Genomic DNA, 24,087 nt, shown 5'->3' with positions numbered 1-24,087 from the left:
GGTGCTGGTGGTGGGGTGTGTTGGGGTGTTGGGGTTAAAGCGGGTAACCGGCAGGATTTGGGTTAAGTAATATTTGGGTAACCGGCAGGATTTGGGTTAAGTAATATTTGGGTAACCGGCAGGATTTTGTGTCTTATTTTGGGGTTTTTGAGGGTTAAAGGACAAATTGTGTGTCTGGGGGGTTAGTCCCATGTGTTGTTGTAGGGGGTGGTGTGGTGGAGTTCGTTCCAGATGATTGCGTCGCCCCATCCGGGGAGGTTTCTTTGGGTGATGTGTAGGTTTTCCTGGTTTAGGTAGTATTCCTCGAGTTGCGTATCCGTAGGCATTATTTTCAGGATTTCTGCTGGAGTCGCGGGGTTTTCGATGTGTTGGTAGCACCACCAGAAAATCGCTTTGATTCGCCTGGCCAGGCTCATTCCGCGGTGGTCTTTGAGCATGGCACGGAGTTGAGCGTTTATCCCGCCTTCAATCTGGTTGTTCATTGCTGGTAGGCAGGTCAGGGTCTGGTCTGCGAGATCAGGATCGAGATAGGTGAACAGGTTACCGGATTTTATGAGCCTAATTAGCGAGTCCCAGGCGCGAACGAGTTTCTCGTGGGTCAAGCATCTTGTGCCGTATTCGTTTATGGTTTCTTCCGCGAGGAAGGCTTCCCATTCCAGGCACCAGTTGTTGAACCCGACCAGCCATTGTAGAGATTCTTCTACGTTATGGACATGTAACAGGTCGCGAGCTATTCTCCCGAGTTGTTTCCCGGCTGGCAGCTTCGGATTCATAGTGATGTAACGTCGTACCTGCATAAACGCGTGATATGTGCAACGCTGGACCTGCGTGCCCGGCCAAGAAGTTGCTCTAGCGGTTTTGAAACCTGACCCGCCATCGCTCACGACTAGAAGCGGGGGCGCTATCCGATCCAGCAAGGCTTTCCACGCGTTAATGTTCTCGTTCCTAGCCACATACCAGCCCAACACATGCTGACGAGTACAGGCAATCAAAACCACGGCCTTGCGCCCCAGATAAATCCCGTCGACAAACACCACGTCATGAACCTCGTCCACAATCGGAGAGAACGGCCATAAACACCAGAACTTAGCTGCATGACGACGAAACGTCCGACCCGCTCCGGGCATATCTTTCTGCCGCTGACGCGACAACAGCCAGCTCAGGAAACGATTAAGCTCTTTAGCAGAGTTATCAATCTTTCCGACCTTAGACCTTCCACACTCCTTACAACGCCAACGCTGAGAACCAGAAGAAGTCTTTCCATTACGTTTCAAAGGAGTATTACACGCCGGGCATTTCATCATATTCATGCCATCAGCATGAACCGACCAACTTTCAACCCGACTTTCCCCCGCCAACACAAGCAAAACACGAGAAAACAGACACACAATTTGACCGACCCCAAAGTTCAGCCAAACCAACTTTCAAACCGACTTTAAAGCCCTACCACAACGAAAAACCCCGGATAAAAACACACAATTTGTCCTTTAACCCGTTTTTGATTGGTATAGCAACGTAAGGTCGGGGTGTGCAAGCTTTTTGGGCGTATAGGGGGTATGAAAAAACCGCTGCGGGGAGGTGTTTCCGCAACGGTTTATTCGTACACCACCAGGGACTCGAACCCTGAACCCACTGATTAAGAGTCAGTTGCTCTGCCAATTGAGCTAGTGGTGCTCTGTTGCCTGACGCGTTTTCGGTTTACGATTCAGCGAACGCAACAGAAAATAATCTTAATCCTCCGGCGGCTAAATCGCAAATTGGGGTGTGGTTGCGTTTTTGTGGCAACCGGGAATGGTCGGGTTCACGAGGTGCCATCTGGGATTTACGGCGTAAATTCGGGCAGGCACCTCATGAAACTGGGTGGAACCGTCGGGCGGAGGAGCCGAGCCGGGCGGAGCCGGTGGGTGGGGGAGCCGAGCCGGGCGGAGCCGGTGGGTGGGGGAGCCGAGCCGGGCAGAACCTAGTCCAGGTGGTCGACGGCGGTGGGTACCTGAGCGCCGTGACCGAGTTCGCGCAAAGCAGCGCGGATTTTCTCGGTATTTTCGCGCAATTCCTCCGCCGTGGCGGCTTTCTTGTATTCGGGACGCAGGATTTTTAGCGAATCAGTAGGAATCACGTGAATGTGCAGATGCGGTACATCGAAACCCGCCACTGCAATGAAGGCGCGCGGTGCCCCGAAAGCGCGGCACCCGGCCTGGCCGATAATCTGGACGATTTTAGCCAGATGCGCGAGCAAATCCGGGTCGGCATCGAGATAGTTATCGACTTCTTCGCGCGGCACCACCAGCATGTGGCCGGGGGAGCGCGGTTCAATAGTGGCGAAAACGACGCATTTCTCGTCTTGCCAGGCGAAATTCCCGGGCAGTTCGCCGTTGATAATCTTGGTAAATACTGTAGACATATGGGTTTCCTTTCTTTGCTTTCATCATAAGTGATTTTGGATGCGGCGTCCGTTGGTGTTCCATTGGTTCCCGTTATGGACACATTATGGACGCATAAGCCGGGAATTTGGGTATCTTGATGTCGAGTATCCGAAATTTAGAGGAGTCTAGGTTTCCGTTATGGCACCGCAATCTCAAATTATAGAAATAGAGCAGCATTTTCTGAACCTGGCGGCAATGTTTCGTGCCCTGCCGTGACAAATTCAGGAAAAAACGCCTCGATAAGGGACTAAATCGGCCACCTGGTCTTGATTTTTCCTGATTTTGCCACAAAACCCCTCACACAACCCCCAAAAACTCCCCGATTTTGCCACAAACCGGACACCCTGCTGTGGAACTCGGGACAAAGTCGCGCGAGCCACGCACTAACCTGCGAAAGCGGTAAAGAATGACCACGATTTGCCGTTCTAGCCGTCGCGCCTTATAACAAACAGCCGGATCTCCCTTGAACGGTAAGGTCGCAGAGCTTTAGCAAAGGACTTATGTGTCCATAACGGGGGAAACAATACCTTAAGGTTAAAGGGTGGCTGGAAGTACAAAGAGTTACAAAAGTAAGACCGCTGGAGTGGGGACGGGGTTTCCGCCCTGGTCGCGAGCGGTTTTAGCGCCAGTGGTGCTATTGCTTGGTAAACAGGAGGTTTTCGCTAAACGGGCGATTGCGATGCTGCGTCGCGAGGCGATGACTCTGGCGGAATCGGCGGGGGATTTCGAGCCGCCGGAGGTCACCGAGTTGGATGCGAGCAGTTACGAAGCGGGTTCCTTGGCGCAGCTTTTGTCGCCGTCGCTGTTTGGTGGTAAACCCCTGGTGGTGGTGTCTGGGCTGGAGGGTGGCTCGGCTCTGCTGCTGGACGATTTGGCGGCGTATTTGGAGTCTTTGACGGGTGCTTCGGGTGGTGCCGGGGGGCGGGGTGCTTCGGGCGCAGCGGCTTCACGAGGTGCCAGCCGGGATGGCGACGCGACTGCGGGGGGCGACCCGGAGGCTTATCTGGTGTTGTGGCATGGCGGGGGAGTGCGCGGGAAAAAAGTGCTTGACCTGGTCAAAGGTTTGGCCGGTGGGGCTGGGGGGCGGGGTGCTTCGGGTGCTTCGGTCGCGGCGGCTTCACGAGGTGCCAGCCGGGATGGCGGCAAGGGGCCTTGGGCGGCGATTTACTCTTGTGATGATTTGAAGCGTCGCGATGAAAAGCTGAAGTTCTTGACCACAGAGGGAACCCGGTTAGGTCGCAAATTGGAGCCGGCCGCAGCAAATGCGCTGGTGGATGCCCTGGGCGAGGAATTCGGGGAACTGGTGGCGGTAACCGACCAGTTACTCGAGACCGCCGGGAATATGGATTGCCCGCTGCGTCTCGATGACGTGCAGGTTTACTTGAAAGGCCGGGTGGAAACCACCGGTTTTGACATTGCGGATGCGGCCGTTGTGGGTGATGTGTCCGGTGCTTTAGCGAAATTGCGTCATGCCTTGGGAATCGGGGTGGCGCCCGTGGTGATAGTGGCGGCGATGGCTATGAAAATTCGGCAGTTGCTGCAGCTGGCGGCGCCGCCCTCGCGACTGGTGCAAGAGACTGGTCTGCTGGCCGACGTGAAACCGATGAATGACTGGATGGCGCGTAAAATTCGCCCCCTATTAGGGCGCTGGGATGATGCGCGTCTGGGCCGGGCGTTGCGTGCCGTTTCTGTGGCAGATGCGCAGGTCAAAGGCGGGTCACGCGATGCGGAGTATGCGCTGGAGGCGATGATTTTGGAAGTCTGTCGCTGCGCTAGAAAATAGCCGCGCGGCGGGCGCCTTCGCTAGCTATGCGCTGGGGTGACAATGGGGGAAGGGAAAGCCGGGCAAGGAAAAATGAGCATAGATTTAAAATGGCACCTCATGAAAGCGGAAGGGCGAGCCTAAGCTGACCGACCAGTGGCGCAGGTAAGCGTAGCGGCCGGCCAGCCACAGGAAGGCCAGGGTGACCACCAGAATTCCGAAAATGCCGTAACCGGATTCAATCCAGGGGATTTCCGCGCCTTGCAGTCGTGAAAAGAACCGCGCTACCCCCAAGATCCAATTCGCGGCCAGCCCGGTGACCTGCGCGATTACTTCGGTGAGGGGGCTGAACGGGGCGAAAATCAGGGTGCTGGCCGGTTCGAGGAAGGTAGCGAATTGGGCGAGGGTGATGCCGAGGTGAGTGATGGCGGCAAGGACAACCAAGACGAGGCCACCGACGGTGACGATGGAAGAAACCGCGCCGGTAAGCAGGTTTGCTGGTAGCGAAAACAACTGGAGTTTTCCGCGTAATATCAACATTAACGGCTGGCAACCGAGTTGCGCCGAAAGTGAAATCGCCAGGGGGAGGGCTAGGAATCGCGGTAAGAACGTCGCTAGCCAGCGTGACAAAGTTTGCCCCAAGGTCACAATCGAAAACGTGGCTACCACCGACAGGGCGAAACCCCAGGACGCCGCCTGCCACGGGTTGACCAGCAGCATTGCCATCACTGCCAGGCTTAAGGCCGCGATACTTTTGGCGGGCCGCGCCAGCGCTAAACCCAACAGCGTCACGCTGCCCATAGCGGCCGCGCGGGTCACCGAGGCGGAGCCTTCCAACATCCCCAGGAAAACAATCATCATAGCGCCGGCCGCCGCCACTTGTATGGCTCGCGGGGCGCGGGCGGTGAGGCCAAGAGCCAAACCCAGCAGCACACTCAGGTGCAAGCCGGATACGGCCGTAAGATGTGACAACCCCGCGATTTGCATGGCATCCCGGTCGGACTGGCTCTGATTTTGAGTCAAGCCCAGGGACATGGCACCAATCATGGCGCGGGTTTCCGGGGCAAGGTGCGTTCCCGCCTCGGCGAGGCGGGAACGCACCGCGTTAACAAAGATGAAGCGGCCGCTGGGTGGGGCAATTATGCGGGGAGTTCCTGGGGCTTTAGCCAGCCCCAGGAACTCCCCGCTGGGATCCAAACGGGCTAGACCCGTGCGCAGCGACACCGTTGCTCCCAGCGGGATATCCGCCCAGCCCTTGCCTTTCACCTGCAGTTTTGCCCGGGTGTGATAGGTGCTTCCCCTCCAGATCAAAAACTTGGCCTGCAAGGTGACGCGGTAGCTTTGGTTGGTATTGCTGGATTTGGGGTTGGTCGCGGTTGGGGTGGCGGGGTTGGTGGGTGGGCTGGTGGGGTTGTGGTTGGTGGGGTTGTGGTTGGTGAGGTTGGGGTTGGTGGGGTTGTGGTTGGGATTGGTGGGGTTGAATCTGACATTTGTTGCGGTGGCGCTAGCTTCGAAGCGGCGGTCTGGCTGGGGGGTTTTCTCGGCACTGTGACCGAAGGTCATCAGCCGGGGGCTGGTGATAACCTGAGCCTGGATTTCAAAGCGGTGGCTCGGATCCGCGCCAATCGCCGCGAGCGGGTCGCTCGCGGCGATGGCGAGGTTCGCGGCGTGCCCGGCGAAGCCGAGCCCGACCGCGAACGCGGCGAGCGCTATTAGCGCCGCCGCGGATCCGAGCGGATACAGCCTATGTTTCCCCAAATCCACGCGGTAATAACCCGCACTAGCGCCTTTGGGATTCTCGCTTTTGTCACGCTCGGTTCCCGTGCCGGGATGCCTTCGGTTGTTGCCCCGGGGATACAGCCTATGTTTCCCCAAATCCACGCGGTAATAACCCGCAGTAGCGCCTTTGGGATTCTCGCTTTTGTCACGCTCGGTTTCCGTGCCGGGATGCCTTCGGTTGTTGCCCCGGGGATACAGCCTATGTTTCCGGTTTCGTGTCCGCGTGACCCCGGCCGCGACCAGGGAAATCCCCAGCGCTACCCCGGCAATCCAGCTGCTGGGAACCAAACCCAAAGCCCCACACCATCCCGCTACCAGCAGCGAAACCCACAGGGCAGCCGCCGGTATCGCCAGGCGAAAATCTAGCGGCCGGGGAACCCGATCCGTGTCCTGGCGGACGCGCCGCGCTAAATATCCCTGGGTATTTAGTTCGTTCGTGAATTCGTCCGCATTAGCGTTGAGGTGGGTTACAGTCTGGGGCGCTTTGTCCGCATCTGAGTCCAAGCCCGTTAAATGCTTCCAAGCATTTAACGCTGGGGATGGGATTTCCCGATTAGTAAGCCCCCTGGTCGCGGTTTCGCTTGGGTTAGTGACTTCCCATTGAGTATCTGCTAAGTGCCCATGGTTTTCGTCAAGCCCAAAACCCAGGCCATAGTTTCGCCAAAATCCACGCTTAATCACCTCGTTTCCTCCTGATTTCTCGTGCTTGCTATCTCTCGTGTTCACCATTCCGGGTGTTCACCATTCCGGGTGTTCACCATTCCGGGTGTTCACCATTCCGGGTGTTCACCATTCCGGGTGTTCACCATTCCGGGTGTTCACCATTCCGGGTGTTCACCATTCCGGGTGTTCACCATTCCGGGTGTTCACCATTCCGGGTGTTCACCATTCCGGGTGTTCACCATTCCGGGTGTTCACCATTCCGGGTATTCACCATTCCGGGTATTCACCATTCCGGGTGTTCACCATTCCGGGTATTCACCATTCCGGGTGTTCACCATTCCGCGCTCGCCCATTCACAGACTCACAAAATCACGTGGTCACGCAGTCGTTCCATCATGGCCGGCCCAATCCCGCTGACCTCGTCGAGCTGCTCGATGGAATGAAACTGACCGTTCTTTTTCCGGTAATCCAAAATCCGTTGCGCCAAAGCCGGCCCGATTCCGCTCAAAGTCTGCAGGTCAGTGGCATCAGCCGTGTTCAAGTTCACCTTGTCGCCTTTTCCGCCTGACCCGCCTGAACCTCCTGACCCGCCTGACCCTCCTGACCCGCCTGAACCACCCGCACTGCCGCTCCCGTCAGAACTCCCCGCATCCGCCCCCGGTGGGGGAGCCTCGCCCGGCAGAGGCACGTTAATCTGTTCCCCATCCGCCACCAAGCGCGCCAGGTTCAAAGCCCGCAGGTCAGCCTCGGGTTTCGCCCCACCGGCGGCCTCTAAAGCATCCGTTACTCGCGCCGGATCCGCCAAACGCACCACCCCGGGGCGCTCGACTTGCCCGGAAACATACACCACCAGTTCCGCGCCATTCGCCCCTGGCAGTAATAATCTGGGGGACTGGCCAGCCACCTTCGGATCCTTGGCATACGCCCCGCTAGCGCCGCCACCGCCGCCACCTCCGCCAGCCCCGCCGTCACCGTTTGCGCCGGAATTTCCACTGGCACCTCGTGAACCCGTGCCCGCCGCCTGCAAAGCTGAACCCTGCCCCACGCCCGTTTCCACCGTTCCGGGCACCGGCTGGCTAGGTGGGGTGGACAAAACCTGCCACCCCACCACCAAACCGCCGATGGCCAGCAGGAATACTGCCACCAGCGTCGCCACGCGCGGCGTGGGTGCCAGGCGGGCTCGCTGCGGCGTGCGACCGGGTGGGGAAACCTTCATTCCCCGCGTGACCTTGGCTTTTGCTTCATCAAATGTGTTTTGCAGCCGATCAGTTGCCGGGTTCATGAGTTGCGTGTCGAAATCTGGGTCGTCGTATCCCAATCCACCAGCCGCGGTTTCATATTCCCCGGCCACCGGAGCATCGTAGCCAACCCCTTGGGCACGCGCGCGGGCAAAGACCCCGGCGGTCAGCTTGTCAACCGGGGTGTTGCCCGGATTCCCACCCAGTCTTGACCTGGATCCGACCCTGGAAACCCCCGGGGAGTCGGATCCGTATCCGCTAGAATCCCTGGTTTCCGCGCTGTAATCCAGGCGCTCATTCGGTGTAAAAATCGTCATAGGCTCACCCTAGAACCGGGCTAGCGGTGGAAACCAGACCCAGGTTTTCTCCCTGTGGAAAACCCCAAAAATCCGTGCCTGTGGAAAACTCGCGACGAAGGTGATTTTTCGTTGTCTCGCTCGGGTTAGACTGGGGTAGTGAAGGAAGAAAACCCGGAGCTAACGCCCTCAGGAAGCCGTGCCGAAACAGTAGTGTCTCCCGCGATGCCTGCGCCCATTGCGCCTCATGGAGCCGCGCCCGCCGCGTTTGCTGCGCCTGCCGCCACCGGTGCGCCCGCCGCCACCGGTGCGCCTCATGGAGCCGCGCCCGCCGCGTTTGCCGCGCCCAAACCAACCAAACCGCCCAAACCGCCCAAACCGCCCAAACCGCCCAAACCGCCCAAACCAACCAAACCAACCAAACCAACCAAACCGCCCAAACCAACCAAACCCGCCCCTCGCGCGGTGCGCAAACCGACGCTGCCGGAACGAATTTTCGGGGTTTTCATCCTCGTTGCGGCGGTTATAGTCCTGGTCACTGCCACCACCCAGTGGCTCAGTGACACCGCCAAAATCCGCCACAAGGCCACAGTAAAAATTGTCAAAACGGTGGCACCATTGCAAGACGGCTGGCAGCTGGATTTCCCCAAGGAAATCAAGGATCCGCGCCGCCTCCAAGTCTGGGACGCGCGAGCCGCCCAACTTTCGGTGGCCTCCCAGGATGCGGCTAGCGGCTTCACCGGCCAAGTTCTATCTGAAAACCAAATCCTCACCCTGGTCAAGGGCACGGACGGCACCAAAGAAACCCAGGCCTTAGCCCTGATAGACACCGCCACCGGCCGAGCCGTGTGGGAAAAAACCTACGGCGACCTGCCGCTGGATTACTGTCTGCCCGAAATGTGGCAAAGCCAGGTGGTGTGCGAATCGAAACAAGCCAAGAAAATCGTGAAAATCGACCCGGCCGGCAATATTGTCGTGGGGGATTTGCCCGGGGGAATCTGGGATTTAGCTACCGGCGAACACGTTATTGCTACGGTTTTTGACCGTTTCCTGGTGGTGCCAATCGGCATCTCGCAGGGCGCCGCAGCGGGGGTTGAAGTCCAGTTCATCAACCCGGATTTCACCTATCACACCAGATACCAGGTACTTTCCCCGAATGCCTCGGCCGCAAAGCCCCTGCATGTCCAGTCTCGCGGTTCCATCACCCTGGTGGGATCCTTGACCGCCAACGCTGATGGTTCGAATCGCCAGTACACCTGGGGATTCTCACAGATGTTGAATATGAAAACCGGGAAACTCGACCTTGCTAACCTGGGCGAGGCTCCCCAGGCTTCCCTGCTAGAGGCCGGGTTTTTCGCCTCTTCTGACCCGGACGGCGCCGTAGCCGATGCGACCACCGGCAATGCCACCGCCACCGGAACGTGGCGTCTGTACCAGCCCGACGGCAGCCTCAGCGCCGAAGGGCAGGCTCCCGTGGCGGCCTTGCAGGCCATGCACTCCCAGCTGCGCTCCGGGCTGACCTTGGACCTCGCCACTGCGACGACCGCACTGCAATCCGGGAAAGTCCCCGTCATCATGCCGGACAAGACCTATTTATTGGCTCCAACCGGCGAAACCTGTGGGGCGTGGTCGACTTGCGCGGCGACCACTTGGACAACAGGAGACGGCGTTGAAATTAAGCTGAAAACCCCGGGCAAGCCCCTCATGAACCACGCCGCCACCGTCGTATTCACCGTCGCGAACGGGGTGGAAGCCTTTGGCCTGGCCGACGGCAAACAACTGTGGGAGGGTCTCACGCCGCCCATCAAAGACGCGGTTCTAACCGGCGATCCACTCGCGTTTTCCGGCGGTATCGCGCGTCTTGCCCAAATCGGCGATGCCGGCGCCGCTCGCGGCAGCCTCACCTTTTGGCGCCTCCCGTAGTTTTCTTTCCGGTCGCATGAGGTGCCATCTCAAATCCCGCCCATTCTTCCGGTTTCATGAGGTGCCAGCTTAGATTTACGCCTAGCTCTTCGGTCTCCACGAGTCGCCACTCACCGTACGCCTAAATATCCTTGCCCTAATTTCCTAAGGTGCTTCGGCTAAAACGGCAAATCATTGCCGTTTTTTTAACGCCTACGCCGGTTACTGCGCCGTAGTGCGGCTTACGCCGCGCGGCGCAGCCCCCGTGTTGCTCCGGTGATGCATGCCGCAGTGACAAGGCGTAGGGCGAAGCGAGAACGTGCGGGGGAAGGCGGACGGTGAAGAGCCTGATTTCGGTGTTTCGCTGGCGACAGCAAATCGTTGCTGTCGCTTATCGGCTCCACCGTTTGAGCCACCGGCTCGTGCAATACTTCGTATTGCTGCTGGTGTCCGTAGTTTTCCTTAGAAACGTAGTTTCTAAGGAAAACAGAGCGGAGCCCCATCAGCTCGAACCGCCGCCGACCCGCGCGCTGAGTAACAGTGTTGAGTAACAGTGTTACTCAACCGAGCGCCCCGAGCGCCCCTAGCGCCTCATGAAACCGAGCGTCGCCGCAACAAATCCACACCCCAGACAACCAAAAACAGCACGCCTTCCAAGGCCACCACGGTCGCCCCAGAAGCGGTATCGAACCAATACGAAATATACGCTCCCAAAACAACGCAGCCCACCGACACCAGCGGCGCCACCCACAGCATTCGGTTGAAACTGCTGGTCAGCAGCCGGGCGGTGGCTCCGGGGGTTATCACCAACGCAACAATCAGAATCGCGCCCACGGCCTGCATCGCGACCACTACGGTCAGCGACAGACAGACCAGTAAAATGGCCGCCAAGCGCCGGGTCGACAGGCCGATGGTATGCGCGTGAGTCTTGTCGAAGGCGTATAACACCAGGTCTTGGCGTTTAACCAACAGCACCACCAGCGCTATCGGGCTCAAAATCAGCACTTGCCACATGTCGGCGCGGGTGATTCCCAGCATGTCGCCGAACAGGATGTGATGCAAGTCGATATGCGAGGGGAACAAGCTGATCAGTACCAGCCCGGAGGCGAACATGGTGGTGAACACCACGCCAATCGCGGTGTCTTCTTTCACTCGCCCGCGTCCGCGTACCGCGCCAATCAAGCCCACGACCACCAGCGCGGCTATCAGCGCGCCAATCGCGAAAGGGGCTCCCAACAGGTATGACACCACGATGCCGGGCAGAATCGCGTGGGACAGGGCGTCGCCCAACAGCGACCAGCCAATCAGGATCAGCCAGCAGGACAGCACCGCGCACACGGCCGCCGCGACCCCGGTTACCAGAATGCCTCGCACCATAAATCCTTGGTGCCACATATCGGTTATGGCCTCGAGCCAGTCGGTGGTTTTCGTGGTGGCGGCGGGGTTCATGAGGTGCCACTCGGGGACATATGCTAAAACATTCATTTCTGGCCTCCCTGAGCAACGGGGGTTTCACCTGGATCAGAGGCGTTTTCCGCTGTGTCCTCGCTGTCGCTTAACCCGAAGGCCTTGGCCAGGTTTTCGGGTCGCAGCGCCCCGTCGACATCCCCGTGGTACACGACCCGGCGATACAGCAACACGGCTTCGTCGCACAGTTTCCCCATCGAGGCTAAATCATGCGTGGACACTACCAGCCCGGTGCCTTGCGCCGCGAGCCGACGCAAGAGTTCCACTATCGCGGCCTCGGAATACTTGTCAACTCCCGCAAAGGGCTCGTCCAGCAGCATCAGGGGGGCGCCTTGGGCAATAGCGCGGGCAATAAATACCCGCTTTTTTTGCCCGCCACTCAGCGCCCCGATTTGCCGGTGGCGCAGGTCAGCCAGTTCCACCAGTTCCAATGCCTTATTCACGGCTTCCCGGTCGGCGGCGCGGGGGCGGCGCAGCGGTCCCATGAAACCGTAGCGTCCCATCATCACGACTTGGTTGACACTAACAGGGAAATCCCAGTCGATTTCTTCGCTTTGCGCCACATAGCCAATCAGGCCGCGTTTCCGGGCGACATTCGCGTCCATCCCGGCGACTTCCACCGTGCCCGCCAGCCGGGGCACACTGTTCATAATGGATTTGAACAAGGTGGATTTTCCAGAACCATTCATTCCCGCCAGCCCGCAAATTCGACCCGCAGATACGGCGAGTGTCGCCCCCGTAAGGGCGACATTCGTTCCGTAACTAACATGCAGGTTGGTGACTTGCAGCAGGGGCGGGTTTTTTTCTAACTCCGCCGTATGGTTCACTTGCCTGTCAACCCGTCGGTAATCAGTTTCGCGTCGTATTTCAGCAAATCCAGATAGGTCGGCACGTCACCGTCGGCTTCGGACAGGGAGTCCACATAGAGTTCACCGCCAAATTTCACACCGGTGGATTCCACAATGGGCTTCATCTTTTCGCCCACGGTGGATTCGCAGAACACGGCCGGGACTTTGCTTTCCTTGACGTAGTTTTCGACTTCCGCCACGCGCGACGGGGTCAGGGCGCCTTCGGCGTTCACACCCCACAGGTATTTTTCGTTCAGGTTATAATCGCGGGTCAGATACGAGAACGCGCCTTCGCAGCTGACTAGGGTGCGCTGTTTGGGATCCAAGCTGGACAGAGTGGTGTTGATGTCCTCACCGACTTTTTCGATGTCGGCGGCGTACTTGTCGGCATTAGCCTTGTAGTCGTTGCAGTTCGTGGCATCGAGGTCACAAAAGGCCTTGGCTATATTGTGTACATAGAGGGCGCCGTTCTTGGGGCTCATCCAGGCGTGTGGGTTGGGTTTGCCTTCATAGTCGCCTTCCGCGATTGGAATCGGTTTGACTCCTTCGGACACGTTGGCGGTTTTGGCATCTAAATCGGCGGTGAATTTCTCGAACCAGCGTTCCAAGCCCAGGCCGTTGTTGAGGATTAGCTTGGCGTCCTTGGCGGACTTGAGATCCGAGGGCGTGGGCTGGTAGTCGTGGATTTCGGCGCCGGGTTTGGTAATCGAGCGCACGTCGAGGTGGTCTCCGGCTACGTTCTTTGCCATGTCTTGTAACACGGTAAAGGTGGTCAGTACGATGGGTTTTTCTTCCGTTTCATGAGGTGTTTGCCCGGCAGCTGTCTTTTCGCCTGCATTCGCGCCACATCCGGTTAAACCGATGGCGACCAGGGACAACACCGCAGGAACGGTAATAATCTTGCTTCTCAAATTCATGATTCTAACTTAGGAGTGCCACCCCTTAGAGTCAAATATGACCGGACATATGTCCCTCTACACCGATATCCTTGGTTCAGAGGCGCCGCTGTGCGCTCACCTTTTGTCACTGTTAGTAACGAAGGAAGTTTGCCGAAGCGGAACTATATCTTCACGGTTCGGCCAAATGGGTGTTCACGTGCTTAAATACAAGCTGTGGGGAGATGGAACTCGCATCTATTGACTGCTGGTGGGATGTGTGTTAACATGAGCGCACGGCTGCTGTGATTTCAGGGTTCACGGCATGGTTTCAGAGAGGAAATGCCATGAAGAGAAGAATATTAGCAATATTAGGGTCATTTATTATCGCTGTTGGTCTGTCTGCTGAAGCATATGCGATGCCAAAGTCAGATTTTAGTGATGATGACCTAAACGGAGTATTACCGGAAGAATCTGAAACTCCAAGCTGGGAAGACGAATTTGGTGATATAGTAACAGAGGCCACTTTGGAGTACTCTGACAGCTATGCTGGAGCTGGGATTGCTGAAGACAGGAAGTCCGCTTGGATTTGGTTTACTAGAACAATTCCACAAAAGATTCAGCAAAGGGCGCAGAAATTGCCAGTACCTGTAAAACTGCGAGACGATTTACCAATAAGTAACCAGGAATTGTCAAATAAGCAATGGGATGTCTATAGTAAAGTAATTCAGGTCTATCCCAAAGAGTATGTTGTTTCTACTAGCTCTGTAGATAATAATCAAATAAATATTTACTACAGACCTTCAATATCCGCGCGAGTAGCGGTAGAGCAGAAGCACCAGATTGAAGACCTCTTGAACATGCCAGAACAAGACGATGAAGGTACCAGAGTCGTCCTGGAGGCGGATTCTTCTACAGAGGCAGTGGGGGAAGCCTTGTATGGAGGTGGCTATCTGAGTACGTGTACTGCTGGTTTCTCTATTCGTAAGTCTGGGGTTACAGAAAATGGTTTAGTGACTGCAGGACACTGTACAAGTCCGCAGCGGTATGGTGCTAGTGGGCAAGTTTCATTAACCCGAAAGGGAACATATATAGGTGATTCTGGAGATGTAGCTATTTATCATGCAGATAGGGGGTGGACAGCTCCTAAATTCTATTACGCTCCAGGAAAATTGCGCGATATAAATGCGGTAAAGAACACGTACAATGGACAGAAAATATGTGTGAATGGCCAATATAGCGCCAATAAGTGCACGACTGTTCTTTCTGTGAATAATTGTGGAGATGGAGCTTGTGGATTGACAGCCACAACAGATTATGTTACACAAGGTGGAGATTCAGGTGCTCCTTGGTTCTGGAGAAATACTGGATACGGTATACACCAAGGCAGGATAATAGTTGGAGGTCGTGCCAGATCTGGATTCACACCGGTTCTGCGAGCTCAACAACTACTAAATTTTCAGGTGAAGCCTTCGTGACTTCTATAAACAGTAGTATTACAGTCACATGCGCCGTCGTTGTTGCAAGTTCGGTTTTAGTGGCTTGCGCCACTAGTAATCCTAAAGATTCGACTCAAGACACTGCTGCAGCGAAGGCGCGAGTAAGTACACCAACACCCGTAGGGGTTCACGGGGATGACTACTTTGCGATTTCTGATACCGTGGACACGGATGCTTGCATGGAGGCGTTATTTACAGGTACCTTAGAAATTGATGACCAAGGTTGTCTGATACTGCGCGCTGAGGGCGAAAGAGCAGATAAGACCGTTCCCTTGTGGCCAAAAGGTACTGTTTTATCAAGTGACTCTGTTACGCTGCCTGACAATACTGTCCTTAAAATTGGCAACAAAGTTAGTCTTGGTGGTGGGTCTACAAAGTCCGAAATCTTATTAAGCAAGGCCAAGGAAAGATGCCAGATAAACGACGTGTACGTAGTGTGCAAACACCAGTAGCGCGATGGCTTCAGTTTCACGGATTCCTTCCCGATATGAACATCTTTCCGGGGACACATCGTTTAGAGATACGGGAGTCCGGTTAGCTAAATGCTAACAGGACTCCCGTAAATCCCTACAGCACTAAAGAAACCAGCTTCGGGGCGCGCACAATCACCCGCTTCGGTTCGCGCCCGTCCAGCAAGCGAACCACGGCCGGGTCGGCCAAGACCGCCGCCTCCAGGTCGGCCTCGGAAATCCCCGGGTCTACCGAGAGTTTCGCCCGCACCTTGCCGGCGACTTGCACCACGCAGGTGACCTCGTCGGCGGCCAACAGCGACTGGTCGGTAACCACGGGGAAGGGCACGCGGGTGATGCCGCCCTCGTGACCTAAAAGCTGCCACAATTCTTCGGCGATATGCGGGGCAACCGGGGCGACCATCAGCACCAGAGCCTCGGCAGCCGCACGCGGGACGGACTTCAGTCCCGTCAAATGATTATTCAGGACAATCATTTTCGCAATCGCAGTATTCACCCGCATGTTATCGTATTCTACGGTGACGTCGTGAATCGTGCGTGCCAGCAGCCTGGCACATTCCTTGTCGGGCGCATCGTCGGTGACTGTCACCGCCCCGGTTTCCTCGTCGACGATATTGCGCCATAAACGCTGCAAGAAACGCTGGGAGCCGACCACCGCGCGGGTATCCCACGGGCGGGACATGTCCAGTGGTCCCATGGACATCTCGTAGACCCGGAAAGTGTCCGCCCCGTAATCGGCGCACATCTGGTCGGGGGTGACAATGTTTTTAAGCGACTTGCCCATCTTGCCATATTCACGGTTCACGGGCTGGCCGTGCCAGGTAAACCCGGCTTCCTCGTCACCCGAGACTTCTTCGGCGGGCACATACTGGCCGCGCGAATCGGTATAAGCATAGGCTTCAATCATGCCCTGGTTGAACAGTTTATGGAAGGGCTCGGAACTGGAGACATACCCCAGGTCGAACAGGACCTTGTGCCAAAAACGCGCGTACAACAGGTGCAACACGGCGTGCTCCACCCCACCCACGTACAAGTCTGTCCCGCCGGAGGTGTTGCCCTGTGCGGGGCGCGGCCCCATCCAATACTTCTCGTTCTCACCGGACACGAACTCGGCGGCGTTGTGCGGGTCAGTGTAGCGCAGTTCATACCAGCAAGACCCCGCCCAGTTCGGCATAGTGTTCGAGTCGCGGGTATAGGTTTGCTTGCCCTCGCCCAAGTCCAGTTCGACTTTCATCCAGTCGGTGGCGCGCCCCAGCGGGGATTCGGGCTTCGAAGTGGCGTCGTCTGGATCGAAAGTCCTGGGACGGAAATCCGAGACCTCCGGCAGTTCCACCGGCAGCATTTCTTCCGGCAGGGCGTGTACCCGCCCATCCTCGCCATAGACCACCGGGAAAGGCTCGCCCCAGTAGCGTTGGCGGCTAAACAGCCAATCGCGCAGCCGGTAGGTCACCGTGCGCTCGCCCAGGCCAGCCTCGCCCAACCAATCGGTAATCTTTCGGATAGCCTCGGCCTTGCCCAGGCCGTTCAGGCTGACCTCGCTGTTAGCGGAGTTTTCAATCACCCCGTCGCCCGTCCAAGGCTGCGCCTGTACGTCGTGGCCTTCCGGGCCAGAAATCGTCTGGATGATGTCCAGGTTGAATTTTTTGGCGAAAGCATGGTCGCGCTCGTCATGGGCAGGCACGGCCATAATCGCGCCAGTCCCGTAGCCCATCAGGACATAGTCCGCCATGAACACTGGTATTTTCACCCCGTTGACCGGATTCGTAGCGAAAATCCCGGTAAACACACCGGTTTTCTCGGTGAAATCCGTGTCAGCGCTGCGCTCGGTCTCCGTCTTGGCTGCGGCCTGCGCCCGATAGGCAGCCACGGCCTCGGCGGGCGTCCGATGACCCCCGGTCCACTCTGGGCGGGTGCCTTCCGGCCACGCGGCGGGCACGAGGAGCCCCTCATGAACCCCGCTAGACCCGACCGAACCGCTAGCACCGCTGTCACCAGCGGTACCATCAACCGCCCCCACCAGCGGATGTTCCGGGGAAATCACCATAAAAGTCGCCCCGAACAGGGTATCCGGGCGGGTGGTGAACACCCGCAAGGTCTGAGCCGGAACCTGTCCCTGGCCGGCCTCTACCTGGAAATTCACGGTCGCGCCGGTGGACTTGCCAATCCAGTTGTGCTGCATTGTGCGCACCTTGTCCGGCCAGTCAATCGTGCTCAAATCCGCATCTAGACGGTCGGCATACTTGGTGATCCGCATCATCCACTGGCGCAGTTTCGTCTTGAACACGGGGAAGTTGCCGCGCTCCGAGCGCCCTTCGGCGGTGACTTCCTCGTCAGCCAACACGGTTCCCAAGCCGGGCGCCCAGTTCACCGGCGCGTATGCCACGTAGGCCAGGCGCTCGGCGTCTATCAACTCTGCCTGTTCGGTTGCCGACAGTGAATCCCAGGCGCGCCCGTCCGGGGTTTTGCGCTGACCAGAGGCGTAGCGTTGCACCAGGGTGTCAATAGGCCTGGCCGCGCCCTTGCCCGAGCCATCACGCCGCGTGGCCTCGGGGTCATACCAGGAGTTGAAAATCTGTAAGAAAATCCACTGTGTCCAGCGGAAATAGTCCGGGTCGGTGGTCGAAAAAGACCGGCGTCGGTCGTGTGACAGGCCGATGCGCGCCAGTTGGCGGCTCATGTTGTCGACGTTTTCATGAGTGGTTATCCGGGGATGCTGGCCAGTTTGCAAAGCATACTGTTCCGCAGGCAAACCGAAAGCATCGTAGCCCATGGTATAGAGCACGTTCTTGCCCTGGGCGCGCTGATAGCGCGCCACCACATCGGTGGCGATATAGCCCAAGGGGTGTCCCACATGCAGGCCCTTGCCGGAAGGATAGGGGAACATATCCAAGATGAAGTACTTGTCGCGTTTTGCCAGATCACCCGCTAAATCACCCGCCGGGTTATCGGCGGCGAAAGCATTGGTTTCATCCCACAATCGCTGCCACTTCGCCTCTATGTCGCCCGCCAGTTTGGCGGTGTAACGGTGAGCGGGAATGGCATTGGCTTCGGTTGACATAGTTTTCACCCCTATTGCTTGTTGTACAGGTTTTAATTTCCAGTTTCTAGTCTAGACCGATAGAGCCCGAGGCTTAAAAGCCTCGGGCTCTAAACGGAGAAATACTGGCCTAGAACACGCCTACCGCATGGCGGCGCAGATTGTACAAGGGTTCAATCACAGCGCGGCGCTTCCAGTAAATAAAGGGATTCTGTCCGCCCTGGTTCCACGGGTCAGCCACTAGGAATTGCTGGGTATTCGCGTCGTACCCGGTCAAAAGCACCGCGTGGTTATTGCGCAACAGACGCTGGCGTCGCCCATCGATATTAAACCACCTATAGTAAGCCGGCCGATAGTACAAGGTCAGATAGACCACCACCGGGTTGCCATGGCGAATCGTGTCAATGACTTGATCCATAGAGGCACCCGCCATGTTCCGCACATCACCGAAGCGGCGGCCATAAGCAGCTAGGGGAGCGGGGTAAATCGTGGTGCGCAGCGTTTCCGAGGGCTGATAGGGGCTGCCCACAAAACCACGTGCCGGGTTAGTCGCTGCCCGGGGCATAGCCGCGAGGAAACTGCGCAAGTTAACCCCTCTAGCATAGCCTTTGCTTTGCAAGCCCATCAACAGCGCGGTCGGTTCACACCCTACATAGGCGTGGTAAGGCCAAATTTGGGAAATATAGGGCACTGGAATCTCCACGTGGCGGGATGGATCCGACGGAACTGGCCGGTTCGGTTGAGCTGGCTGTTTCGGTGGGGTCGGCGGTGGTGGCGGTGGCAACAGCGACTCGTCAAGGAACACAAAGCCCTTACCTTCGATTCCACCAATGGGAATAACGGACCACACGTTAAACTGTTTCGCCATCGGCATGGTGAAACCGCTTGTAAGCGGCATATTGGGAGGTAAGTACAGAAAAAACCCGTCTGGCAACACCCCTGCGGTAACCGCATCCACGGGGCGATCTGCACGAGCCAGGTAAATGTGGGAGTTTTGTCCCCCGTGATACGCACGACCCGCCGCCACAATCATGGCGGTTTCCTGGCGGTTTTTCCCGCCCCAACGCGATACCTGCGGTGGAGTTTGCAAGGATTTCAGCTGTGTCTCTATATTGGTCGAGAGCGCGGCCGTACCACCAATCAAAACTACTTCCTTTGGAGAGAGACGGTTAATCTCAGCTAGCGTAGCCTCACTTAGTCCTTCGGAGGCACTTACCAAAATCGGTCCGCCGAACAGGGTAGATGCCGGGGCAGCATCGGGAGACACCCCAGCGCCTGTACCCTGGTTGACGAGGTACACACTCTGAGGAGGGGTAGCTGGCTTGGCTGTTGATCGAGCCTTAGGTGTGGGGGCCTGGTTGGTTTCTTTTTGCCCGGCAGCAGTGTTGTCAGCGGGTTTGGTTCCGGTTTCTTTTTGCTCAGAAGCATCTGTGGCATTTGTGGTATCCGGGGCAGCCGCTTTGTCGTCAGCAGTAGCTTTATCGCCGGGTTGAGCGCTGTCTTCTAGCCCGGGATACTGGTAGTGTGAAAACTCGATAGCGGTTTCAATCCGGTTCGCCCCTGCTACCCGTTTGGCTTCGTATCCGGCGCTAATCTGGGCAAATTCCGCATCGGTCAGGACAGACTGACCTCCCAGGAGGGTCAGTTTCTTTGGTGCCAGGGTATCAATCTGGGAGCGAATCGAAGCGGCTGTGATTTTGCCTCCAAAATGATCCACATACAACACCGGTCCGGGAGCCGTGCCGCAAGTAATCCCGTCCACCTGCGACTTGCCAGAAACTAAGAACAGTTCCGCCGCTCCTTTACCCAAACGGGAGGATGTCTTGAACATAGTTTCATAGCGATCTGCGCCGCTGATACGCTCGGTAATGCTTAGCTGGGGAGCGGGCGGACTAGTGGGTCCCGCTAAGGCGGGGCTAACTTGCGTGCTAGAGACCAAGGCTACAACAGCCAGGGAAGCGGTCAGCACAGCACTGCGTCTTTTAGAGAAATTAGACACTACTAACCGTGAAGGTTCCGTTTGTATCTTCCTCATAGGTAAGAGCCTCCTAAGAAAAAACTATGAAAATACTGTTTGCTGTGTTGAGAGCAAACACGGCCAGTGTATGACTCACAGGACATTTTTGTATAGGATTTCTTTAAAATTTCTGAATCAAGGACTGACTCACGTCGTGGTGTGGGTATACACAAACCCCAGCACCGCGGTGCTGGGGTGAAAGTCTGCGTCAAACCGAGGGCTAGTTCATCGCCGCCACGCTGGTTGCCAGCTTGGACTTGCGTTGGGCGGCCTGGTTTTTGTGAATAATCCCTTTAGATGCCGCCACATCGAGTTTACGGGTGGCGACACGCAAAGCGGATTCCGCTGCTGTCTTGTCCCCGGCCACCACGGCCTCGCGGGTCTTACGCACGAAGGTTTTGAGTTCGGATTTCACCGACTGGTTACGCAGACGCGCCTTCTCGTTCGTGCGAATCCGCTTCATCTGAGACTTAATATTTGCCATTTCTTCCTCAAAATTTTGGTGGGTATTTTGTCACGCTAGCGACACAACATTCTAGCGCCTCGACCCGGTTGCCTCCAAATTTTGGCCAGGCGATTCGCCGCGAAAACTGGCAATCCGGAAAAATATGCGAAAATGGTCACAGAAAGGAGACCGATGTCTATACCCCACGACGACCTGCTGGAAACGATTCAACCGGCGGCAACCAGCCCGCACCTGATTCGCAACTTCAGTATTATCGCTCATATTGACCACGGCAAATCCACGCTGGCCGACCGGATGCTGCAGCTGACCGGGGTGGTCAGCGCCCGCGAGATGCGCGCCCAGTACCTCGACCGGATGGACATCGAACGCGAGCGCGGCATTACGATTAAATCCCAGGCGGTGCGGATGCCGTGGGAAGTCGATGGCGTGGCCTACGCTCTGAACATGATTGACACGCCGGGACACGTGGACTTTAGCTACGAGGTATCGCGGTCGCTGGCGGCCTGCGAGGGGGCGCTGCTGCTGGTGGATGCCTCGCAGGGGATAGAAGCCCAGACCCTGGCGAACCTGTATCTAGCATTGGAAAGTGATTTGACGATTATCCCGGTGTTGAACAAAATCGATCTGCCGGGGGCTATGCCGGAAAAACATGCCGAGGAAGTCGCGGGGTTGCTGGGATGCGAACCGACGGATTGTGTGATGGTTTCCGGGAAAACCGGGGAAGGTGTCGCGGGACTCTTGGATCGTATCGTGCATGAGGTGCCAGCCCCGGGCGGCGATCCCACCGCCCCGACTCGTGCTATGATTTTTGATTCGGTGTATGACACCTATCGTGGCGTCGTTACCTATGTGCGCGTGGTCGATGGATCCCTCAAGGCGCGACAAAAAATTAACATGATGTCCACGGGGACAACTCATGAACTGTTGGAACTGGGCGTTATCAGCCCCGAACCCGTAGCGACCGCCGGCATCAGCGCTGGCGAGGTCGGCTACCTTATTACCGGAGTGAAAGACGTGCGCCAATCCCGCGTGGGCGACACCGTGACCGGCGCGGATCGACCCGCCACCGAGCCGCTGGAAGGATACCGCGACCCGATGCCAATGGTGTATTCCGGGCTGTATCCCATCGAGGGCACTGATTTCCCGGTGCTGCGCGATGCCTTGGACAAACTGCGACTAAACGACGCCTCGCTGACTTTCGAGCCAGAGACCTCCGCCGCGTTGGGCTCCGGCTTCCGTTGTGGTTTCCTGGGCTTGCTGCACCTGGAGATTATCCGCGAACGGCTGGAACGCGAGTTCGACCTGGCGCTGATTTCCACCGCCCCCAACGTGGAATACCACGTGGTACGCGAGGATGGCACCGAGGTGCACGTGCACAACCCCTCGGAATTCCCCGACGGCAAGTTACAAAAAGTCTTGGAACCCGTGGTGGCGGCCACGATTTTGACACCCTCCGATTTTGTCGGTCCGGTCATGGAGCTCTGTCAAGATCGGCGCGGTGCCATGAAGAATATGCAGTACCTGTCCGCCGACCGGGTGGAGTTGCACTACACCTTGCCCCTGGCGGAGATTGTCTATGATTTTTTCGACCAGCTAAAGTCGCGCACCAGGGGATATGCGTCGCTGGACTACCACCTGGATGGCGAGGCTGAAGCCGACCTGGTTAGGGTGGATATTTTGCTCAACGGGGAACAGGTCGACGCGTTTTCTGCGATTGTGCATCGCGATGCGGCGTATTCTTACGGCACGACGATGGCTCAGAAGTTGCGGAAGTTGATTCCCCGCCAACAGTTCGAGGTTCCCATCCAGGCTGCCATCGGCACCCGGGTTATCGCCCGGGAAAACATCCGGGCGTTGCGCAAAGACATGCTCGCCAAATGCTATGGTGGCGATATTACCCGCAAGCGCAAACTGTTAGAAAAACAGAAAGCCGGCAAGAAACGCATGAAGGCCATTGGCCGGGTCGAGGTTCCGCAAGAGGCGTTTATCGCGGCGCTCAGTTCCGAGGAGCCCAAGAAATGACGCGCGACCATAGATTCGGCTCAAGTGAAGCCGGCTTCGGACGTTTTGACAGATCGGTACCGTGGGACGATGCGGAGCTGGACGCGGATGGTTCCGGTTTTGCCGGGGTTCATGAGGCGCCAGCCGGAACCGGCACTAGAGGGGAAACCACCCCTGGTTTTGGACATGAACGCGGCTTGCGGCAGGGGCGTGGCAATCCGGACGTGGCGCCTCATGAAACGGAATACCCAAGCCACGGCCACGCGGCGCACGAACGCGGCAATCCGGACGTGGCACCCTATCCGCGAGTTCGGACTTTCGCGCGGCGCGGCGACCGCATGAGCGACACCCTGGAACGAACTTTCGAAAAATACAAGCACGCTTATCTGTTGGATTTGGAGCGTGGAACCGGGGTGACCATGGTAGCAGATACGGCGCGCCTGGATCCCCGGATTGTGTTTGGTCGCGAGGCACCCCTGATTGTCGAGGTCGGGTGCGGTAACGGGGAACAGATTACGGCGGCAGCGGCGGCGAACCCGGATGTGAACTTCCTGGGATTCGAGGTGTGGATGCCCGGCGTGGCCAAGGCTGTGTCCTCGGCGGTGCGCAACTACGGCGGGCTGGCGAATCTGCGTTTGGCGGATGTGGACGCGCTACAGGCCTTGCCGATTCTGTTCGCGGACTTTGCGGCTTCGGGGAGGCGTGACGCGGCCGCGGTAGTGGTTGACGACGATATCGACGCAGTTCGCGCCGCATTTGCTCGGTCTCGCGGGGTTCATGAGGTGCCAATGGGGATGCCGGCGGATTCTGAATTGGCCGTGGTTCCTGGTTCTGAAAGCGCGGACAGCCCGGAAGAGGGCGCGGGATTCGGGCTAGCGCCTCATGAAACCGGGATAAACCCGCGCGGCACAAATCGGAAAACTTCCGCGCAAGCCGTGGGGATTATCAGCGAACTGTGGACGTTTTTCGCCGACCCCTGGCCGAAAACCCGGCACCGGAAACGCCGGCTGGTCGCCCCAGAGTTCGCGGGTATTGCCGCCGCGCTGCTGGTGGACGGGGGACTGTGGCGACTCGCGACCGACTGGGCGGACTACGCCTGGCAGATGCGCGATGTGATAGAGTCCACTCCCGGCCTGGAAAACGTCTATGCCGGTGAGCGCCCAGACGAGGAAGACCCGGCAGGGCCTCGCGGCGGGTTCGCGCCGCGCTTTGAGGGGCGTGTCCGCACGGCTTTCGAGCGGCGTGCCGGGCGGGAAGGCCGGGAGGTGCGCGACCTGTGTGCCCGGCGGGTTTTGCGGCGAGCCACGGAATAAACAATGCGGGGAGCCACAAAACAAACGATAT

General features: G+C 57.6%; 17 protein-coding genes and 1 tRNA gene. 6 read left to right on the top strand and 12 right to left on the bottom strand.

Going from position 1 to position 24,087, the window contains the following annotated elements:
- Positions 1 to 182: 182 nt before the first annotated feature.
- The 3 genes from F4555_RS07530 to F4555_RS07520 form a co-directional block, all read right to left on the bottom strand.
- The gene (locus F4555_RS07530) at positions 183 to 1,310 is read right to left on the bottom strand and encodes an IS1249 family transposase (protein ID WP_115325851.1); all 1,128 of its coding nucleotides are present in this window, start codon (positions 1,308 to 1,310) and stop codon (positions 183 to 185) included.
- A 291-nt stretch (positions 1,311 to 1,601) separates the two neighbouring features.
- Positions 1,602 to 1,674, bottom strand: a tRNA-Lys gene (locus tag F4555_RS07525).
- Between the two features lie 286 nt (positions 1,675 to 1,960).
- On the bottom strand, positions 1,961 to 2,401 hold the full coding sequence (locus F4555_RS07520; protein WP_114991465.1) for an HIT family protein: 441 nt from the start codon (positions 2,399 to 2,401) through the stop codon (positions 1,961 to 1,963).
- A gap of 563 nt (positions 2,402 to 2,964) precedes the next feature.
- Here F4555_RS07520 and holA point away from each other — a divergent pair.
- Entirely contained in the window at positions 2,965 to 4,206 is a 1,242-nt protein-coding gene (gene holA / locus F4555_RS07515) for a DNA polymerase III subunit delta (RefSeq protein ID WP_255312867.1), read from the top strand.
- An 84-nt stretch (positions 4,207 to 4,290) separates the two neighbouring features.
- Here holA and F4555_RS07510 read toward each other — a convergent pair whose 3' ends face one another.
- Together F4555_RS07510 and F4555_RS07505 are read right to left on the bottom strand one after the other, a co-directional pair.
- Complete coding sequence (locus tag F4555_RS07510) at positions 4,291 to 6,645, bottom strand: ComEC/Rec2 family competence protein (RefSeq protein ID WP_255312868.1); 2,355 nt, start codon at positions 6,643 to 6,645, stop codon at positions 4,291 to 4,293.
- Positions 6,646 to 6,988: 343 nt separating this feature from the next.
- The gene (locus F4555_RS07505; protein ID WP_115325852.1) at positions 6,989 to 8,182 is read right to left on the bottom strand and encodes a ComEA family DNA-binding protein; all 1,194 of its coding nucleotides are present in this window, start codon (positions 8,180 to 8,182) and stop codon (positions 6,989 to 6,991) included.
- A gap of 138 nt (positions 8,183 to 8,320) precedes the next feature.
- Between F4555_RS07505 and F4555_RS07500 the strand changes: the two genes are divergently transcribed.
- Positions 8,321 to 10,084, top strand: coding sequence for a hypothetical protein (locus tag F4555_RS07500; RefSeq protein WP_174222568.1), 1,764 nt, complete (start codon positions 8,321 to 8,323; stop codon positions 10,082 to 10,084).
- A gap of 221 nt (positions 10,085 to 10,305) precedes the next feature.
- Here the strand turns inward: F4555_RS07500 and F4555_RS07495 are convergent, their stop codons facing one another.
- From F4555_RS07495 to F4555_RS07480, 4 genes are all read right to left on the bottom strand, one after another.
- Positions 10,306 to 10,566 (bottom strand): hypothetical protein, encoded by a 261-nt coding sequence (locus F4555_RS07495; RefSeq protein WP_147286473.1) that lies wholly within the window; start codon positions 10,564 to 10,566, stop codon positions 10,306 to 10,308.
- An 88-nt stretch (positions 10,567 to 10,654) separates the two neighbouring features.
- Positions 10,655 to 11,548 (bottom strand): metal ABC transporter permease, encoded by an 894-nt coding sequence (locus F4555_RS07490; RefSeq protein ID WP_004016341.1) that lies wholly within the window; start codon positions 11,546 to 11,548, stop codon positions 10,655 to 10,657.
- A complete protein-coding gene (locus F4555_RS07485; protein ID WP_004016343.1) occupies positions 11,545 to 12,357 on the bottom strand; it encodes a metal ABC transporter ATP-binding protein in 813 nt (270 codons plus the stop codon). The genes F4555_RS07490 and F4555_RS07485 overlap by 4 nt, the downstream gene beginning before the upstream one ends.
- The gene (locus F4555_RS07480; protein ID WP_115325854.1) at positions 12,354 to 13,295 is read right to left on the bottom strand and encodes a metal ABC transporter substrate-binding protein; all 942 of its coding nucleotides are present in this window, start codon (positions 13,293 to 13,295) and stop codon (positions 12,354 to 12,356) included. The genes F4555_RS07485 and F4555_RS07480 overlap by 4 nt, the downstream gene beginning before the upstream one ends.
- Before the next feature lie 305 nt (positions 13,296 to 13,600).
- On the opposite strand from F4555_RS07480, the gene F4555_RS07475 reads away from it, so the two are divergent.
- Both F4555_RS07475 and F4555_RS11305 read left to right on the top strand, forming a co-directional pair.
- The gene (locus F4555_RS07475) at positions 13,601 to 14,731 is read left to right on the top strand and encodes a S1 family peptidase (RefSeq protein ID WP_115325855.1); all 1,131 of its coding nucleotides are present in this window, start codon (positions 13,601 to 13,603) and stop codon (positions 14,729 to 14,731) included.
- A complete protein-coding gene (locus F4555_RS11305; RefSeq protein ID WP_244854271.1) occupies positions 14,728 to 15,204 on the top strand; it encodes a hypothetical protein in 477 nt (158 codons plus the stop codon). Before F4555_RS07475 ends, F4555_RS11305 begins: the two co-directional genes overlap by 4 nt.
- Positions 15,205 to 15,319: 115 nt before the next feature.
- Here F4555_RS11305 and F4555_RS07465 read toward each other — a convergent pair whose 3' ends face one another.
- The 3 genes from F4555_RS07465 to rpsT all read right to left on the bottom strand — a co-directional run bounded on the left by F4555_RS07465 (position 15,320) and on the right by rpsT (position 20,760).
- Positions 15,320 to 18,280: a leucine--tRNA ligase gene (locus tag F4555_RS07465; protein ID WP_115326118.1), complete on the bottom strand. Its 2,961-nt coding sequence runs from the start codon at positions 18,278 to 18,280 to the stop codon at positions 15,320 to 15,322.
- Between the two features lie 109 nt (positions 18,281 to 18,389).
- Positions 18,390 to 20,294, bottom strand: coding sequence for a C39 family peptidase (locus tag F4555_RS07460; RefSeq protein ID WP_115325856.1), 1,905 nt, complete (start codon positions 20,292 to 20,294; stop codon positions 18,390 to 18,392).
- Positions 20,295 to 20,496: 202 nt separating this feature from the next.
- The gene (rpsT, locus tag F4555_RS07455; protein ID WP_004011756.1) at positions 20,497 to 20,760 is read right to left on the bottom strand and encodes a 30S ribosomal protein S20; all 264 of its coding nucleotides are present in this window, start codon (positions 20,758 to 20,760) and stop codon (positions 20,497 to 20,499) included.
- Positions 20,761 to 20,913: 153 nt separating this feature from the next.
- Here rpsT and lepA point away from each other — a divergent pair, with 153 nt between their 5' ends.
- Both lepA and trmB read left to right on the top strand, forming a co-directional pair.
- Positions 20,914 to 22,764 carry a translation elongation factor 4 gene (gene lepA, locus F4555_RS07450; RefSeq protein ID WP_004011757.1) on the top strand — a complete coding sequence of 617 codons (1,851 nt, stop codon included), beginning with the start codon at positions 20,914 to 20,916 and terminating at the stop codon, positions 22,762 to 22,764.
- Positions 22,761 to 24,056, top strand: coding sequence for a tRNA (guanine(46)-N(7))-methyltransferase TrmB (trmB, locus tag F4555_RS07445; protein ID WP_115325857.1), 1,296 nt, complete (start codon positions 22,761 to 22,763; stop codon positions 24,054 to 24,056). Before lepA ends, trmB begins: the two co-directional genes overlap by 4 nt.
- The last annotated feature ends 31 nt before the right edge of the window (positions 24,057 to 24,087 follow it).

It is taken from the genome of Mobiluncus mulieris (assembly GCF_014204735.1).
In the GTDB taxonomy this organism is placed as follows: domain Bacteria; phylum Actinomycetota; class Actinomycetes; order Actinomycetales; family Actinomycetaceae; genus Mobiluncus; species Mobiluncus mulieris.
This window is presented reverse-complemented; position numbering and strand designations above follow the sequence as displayed.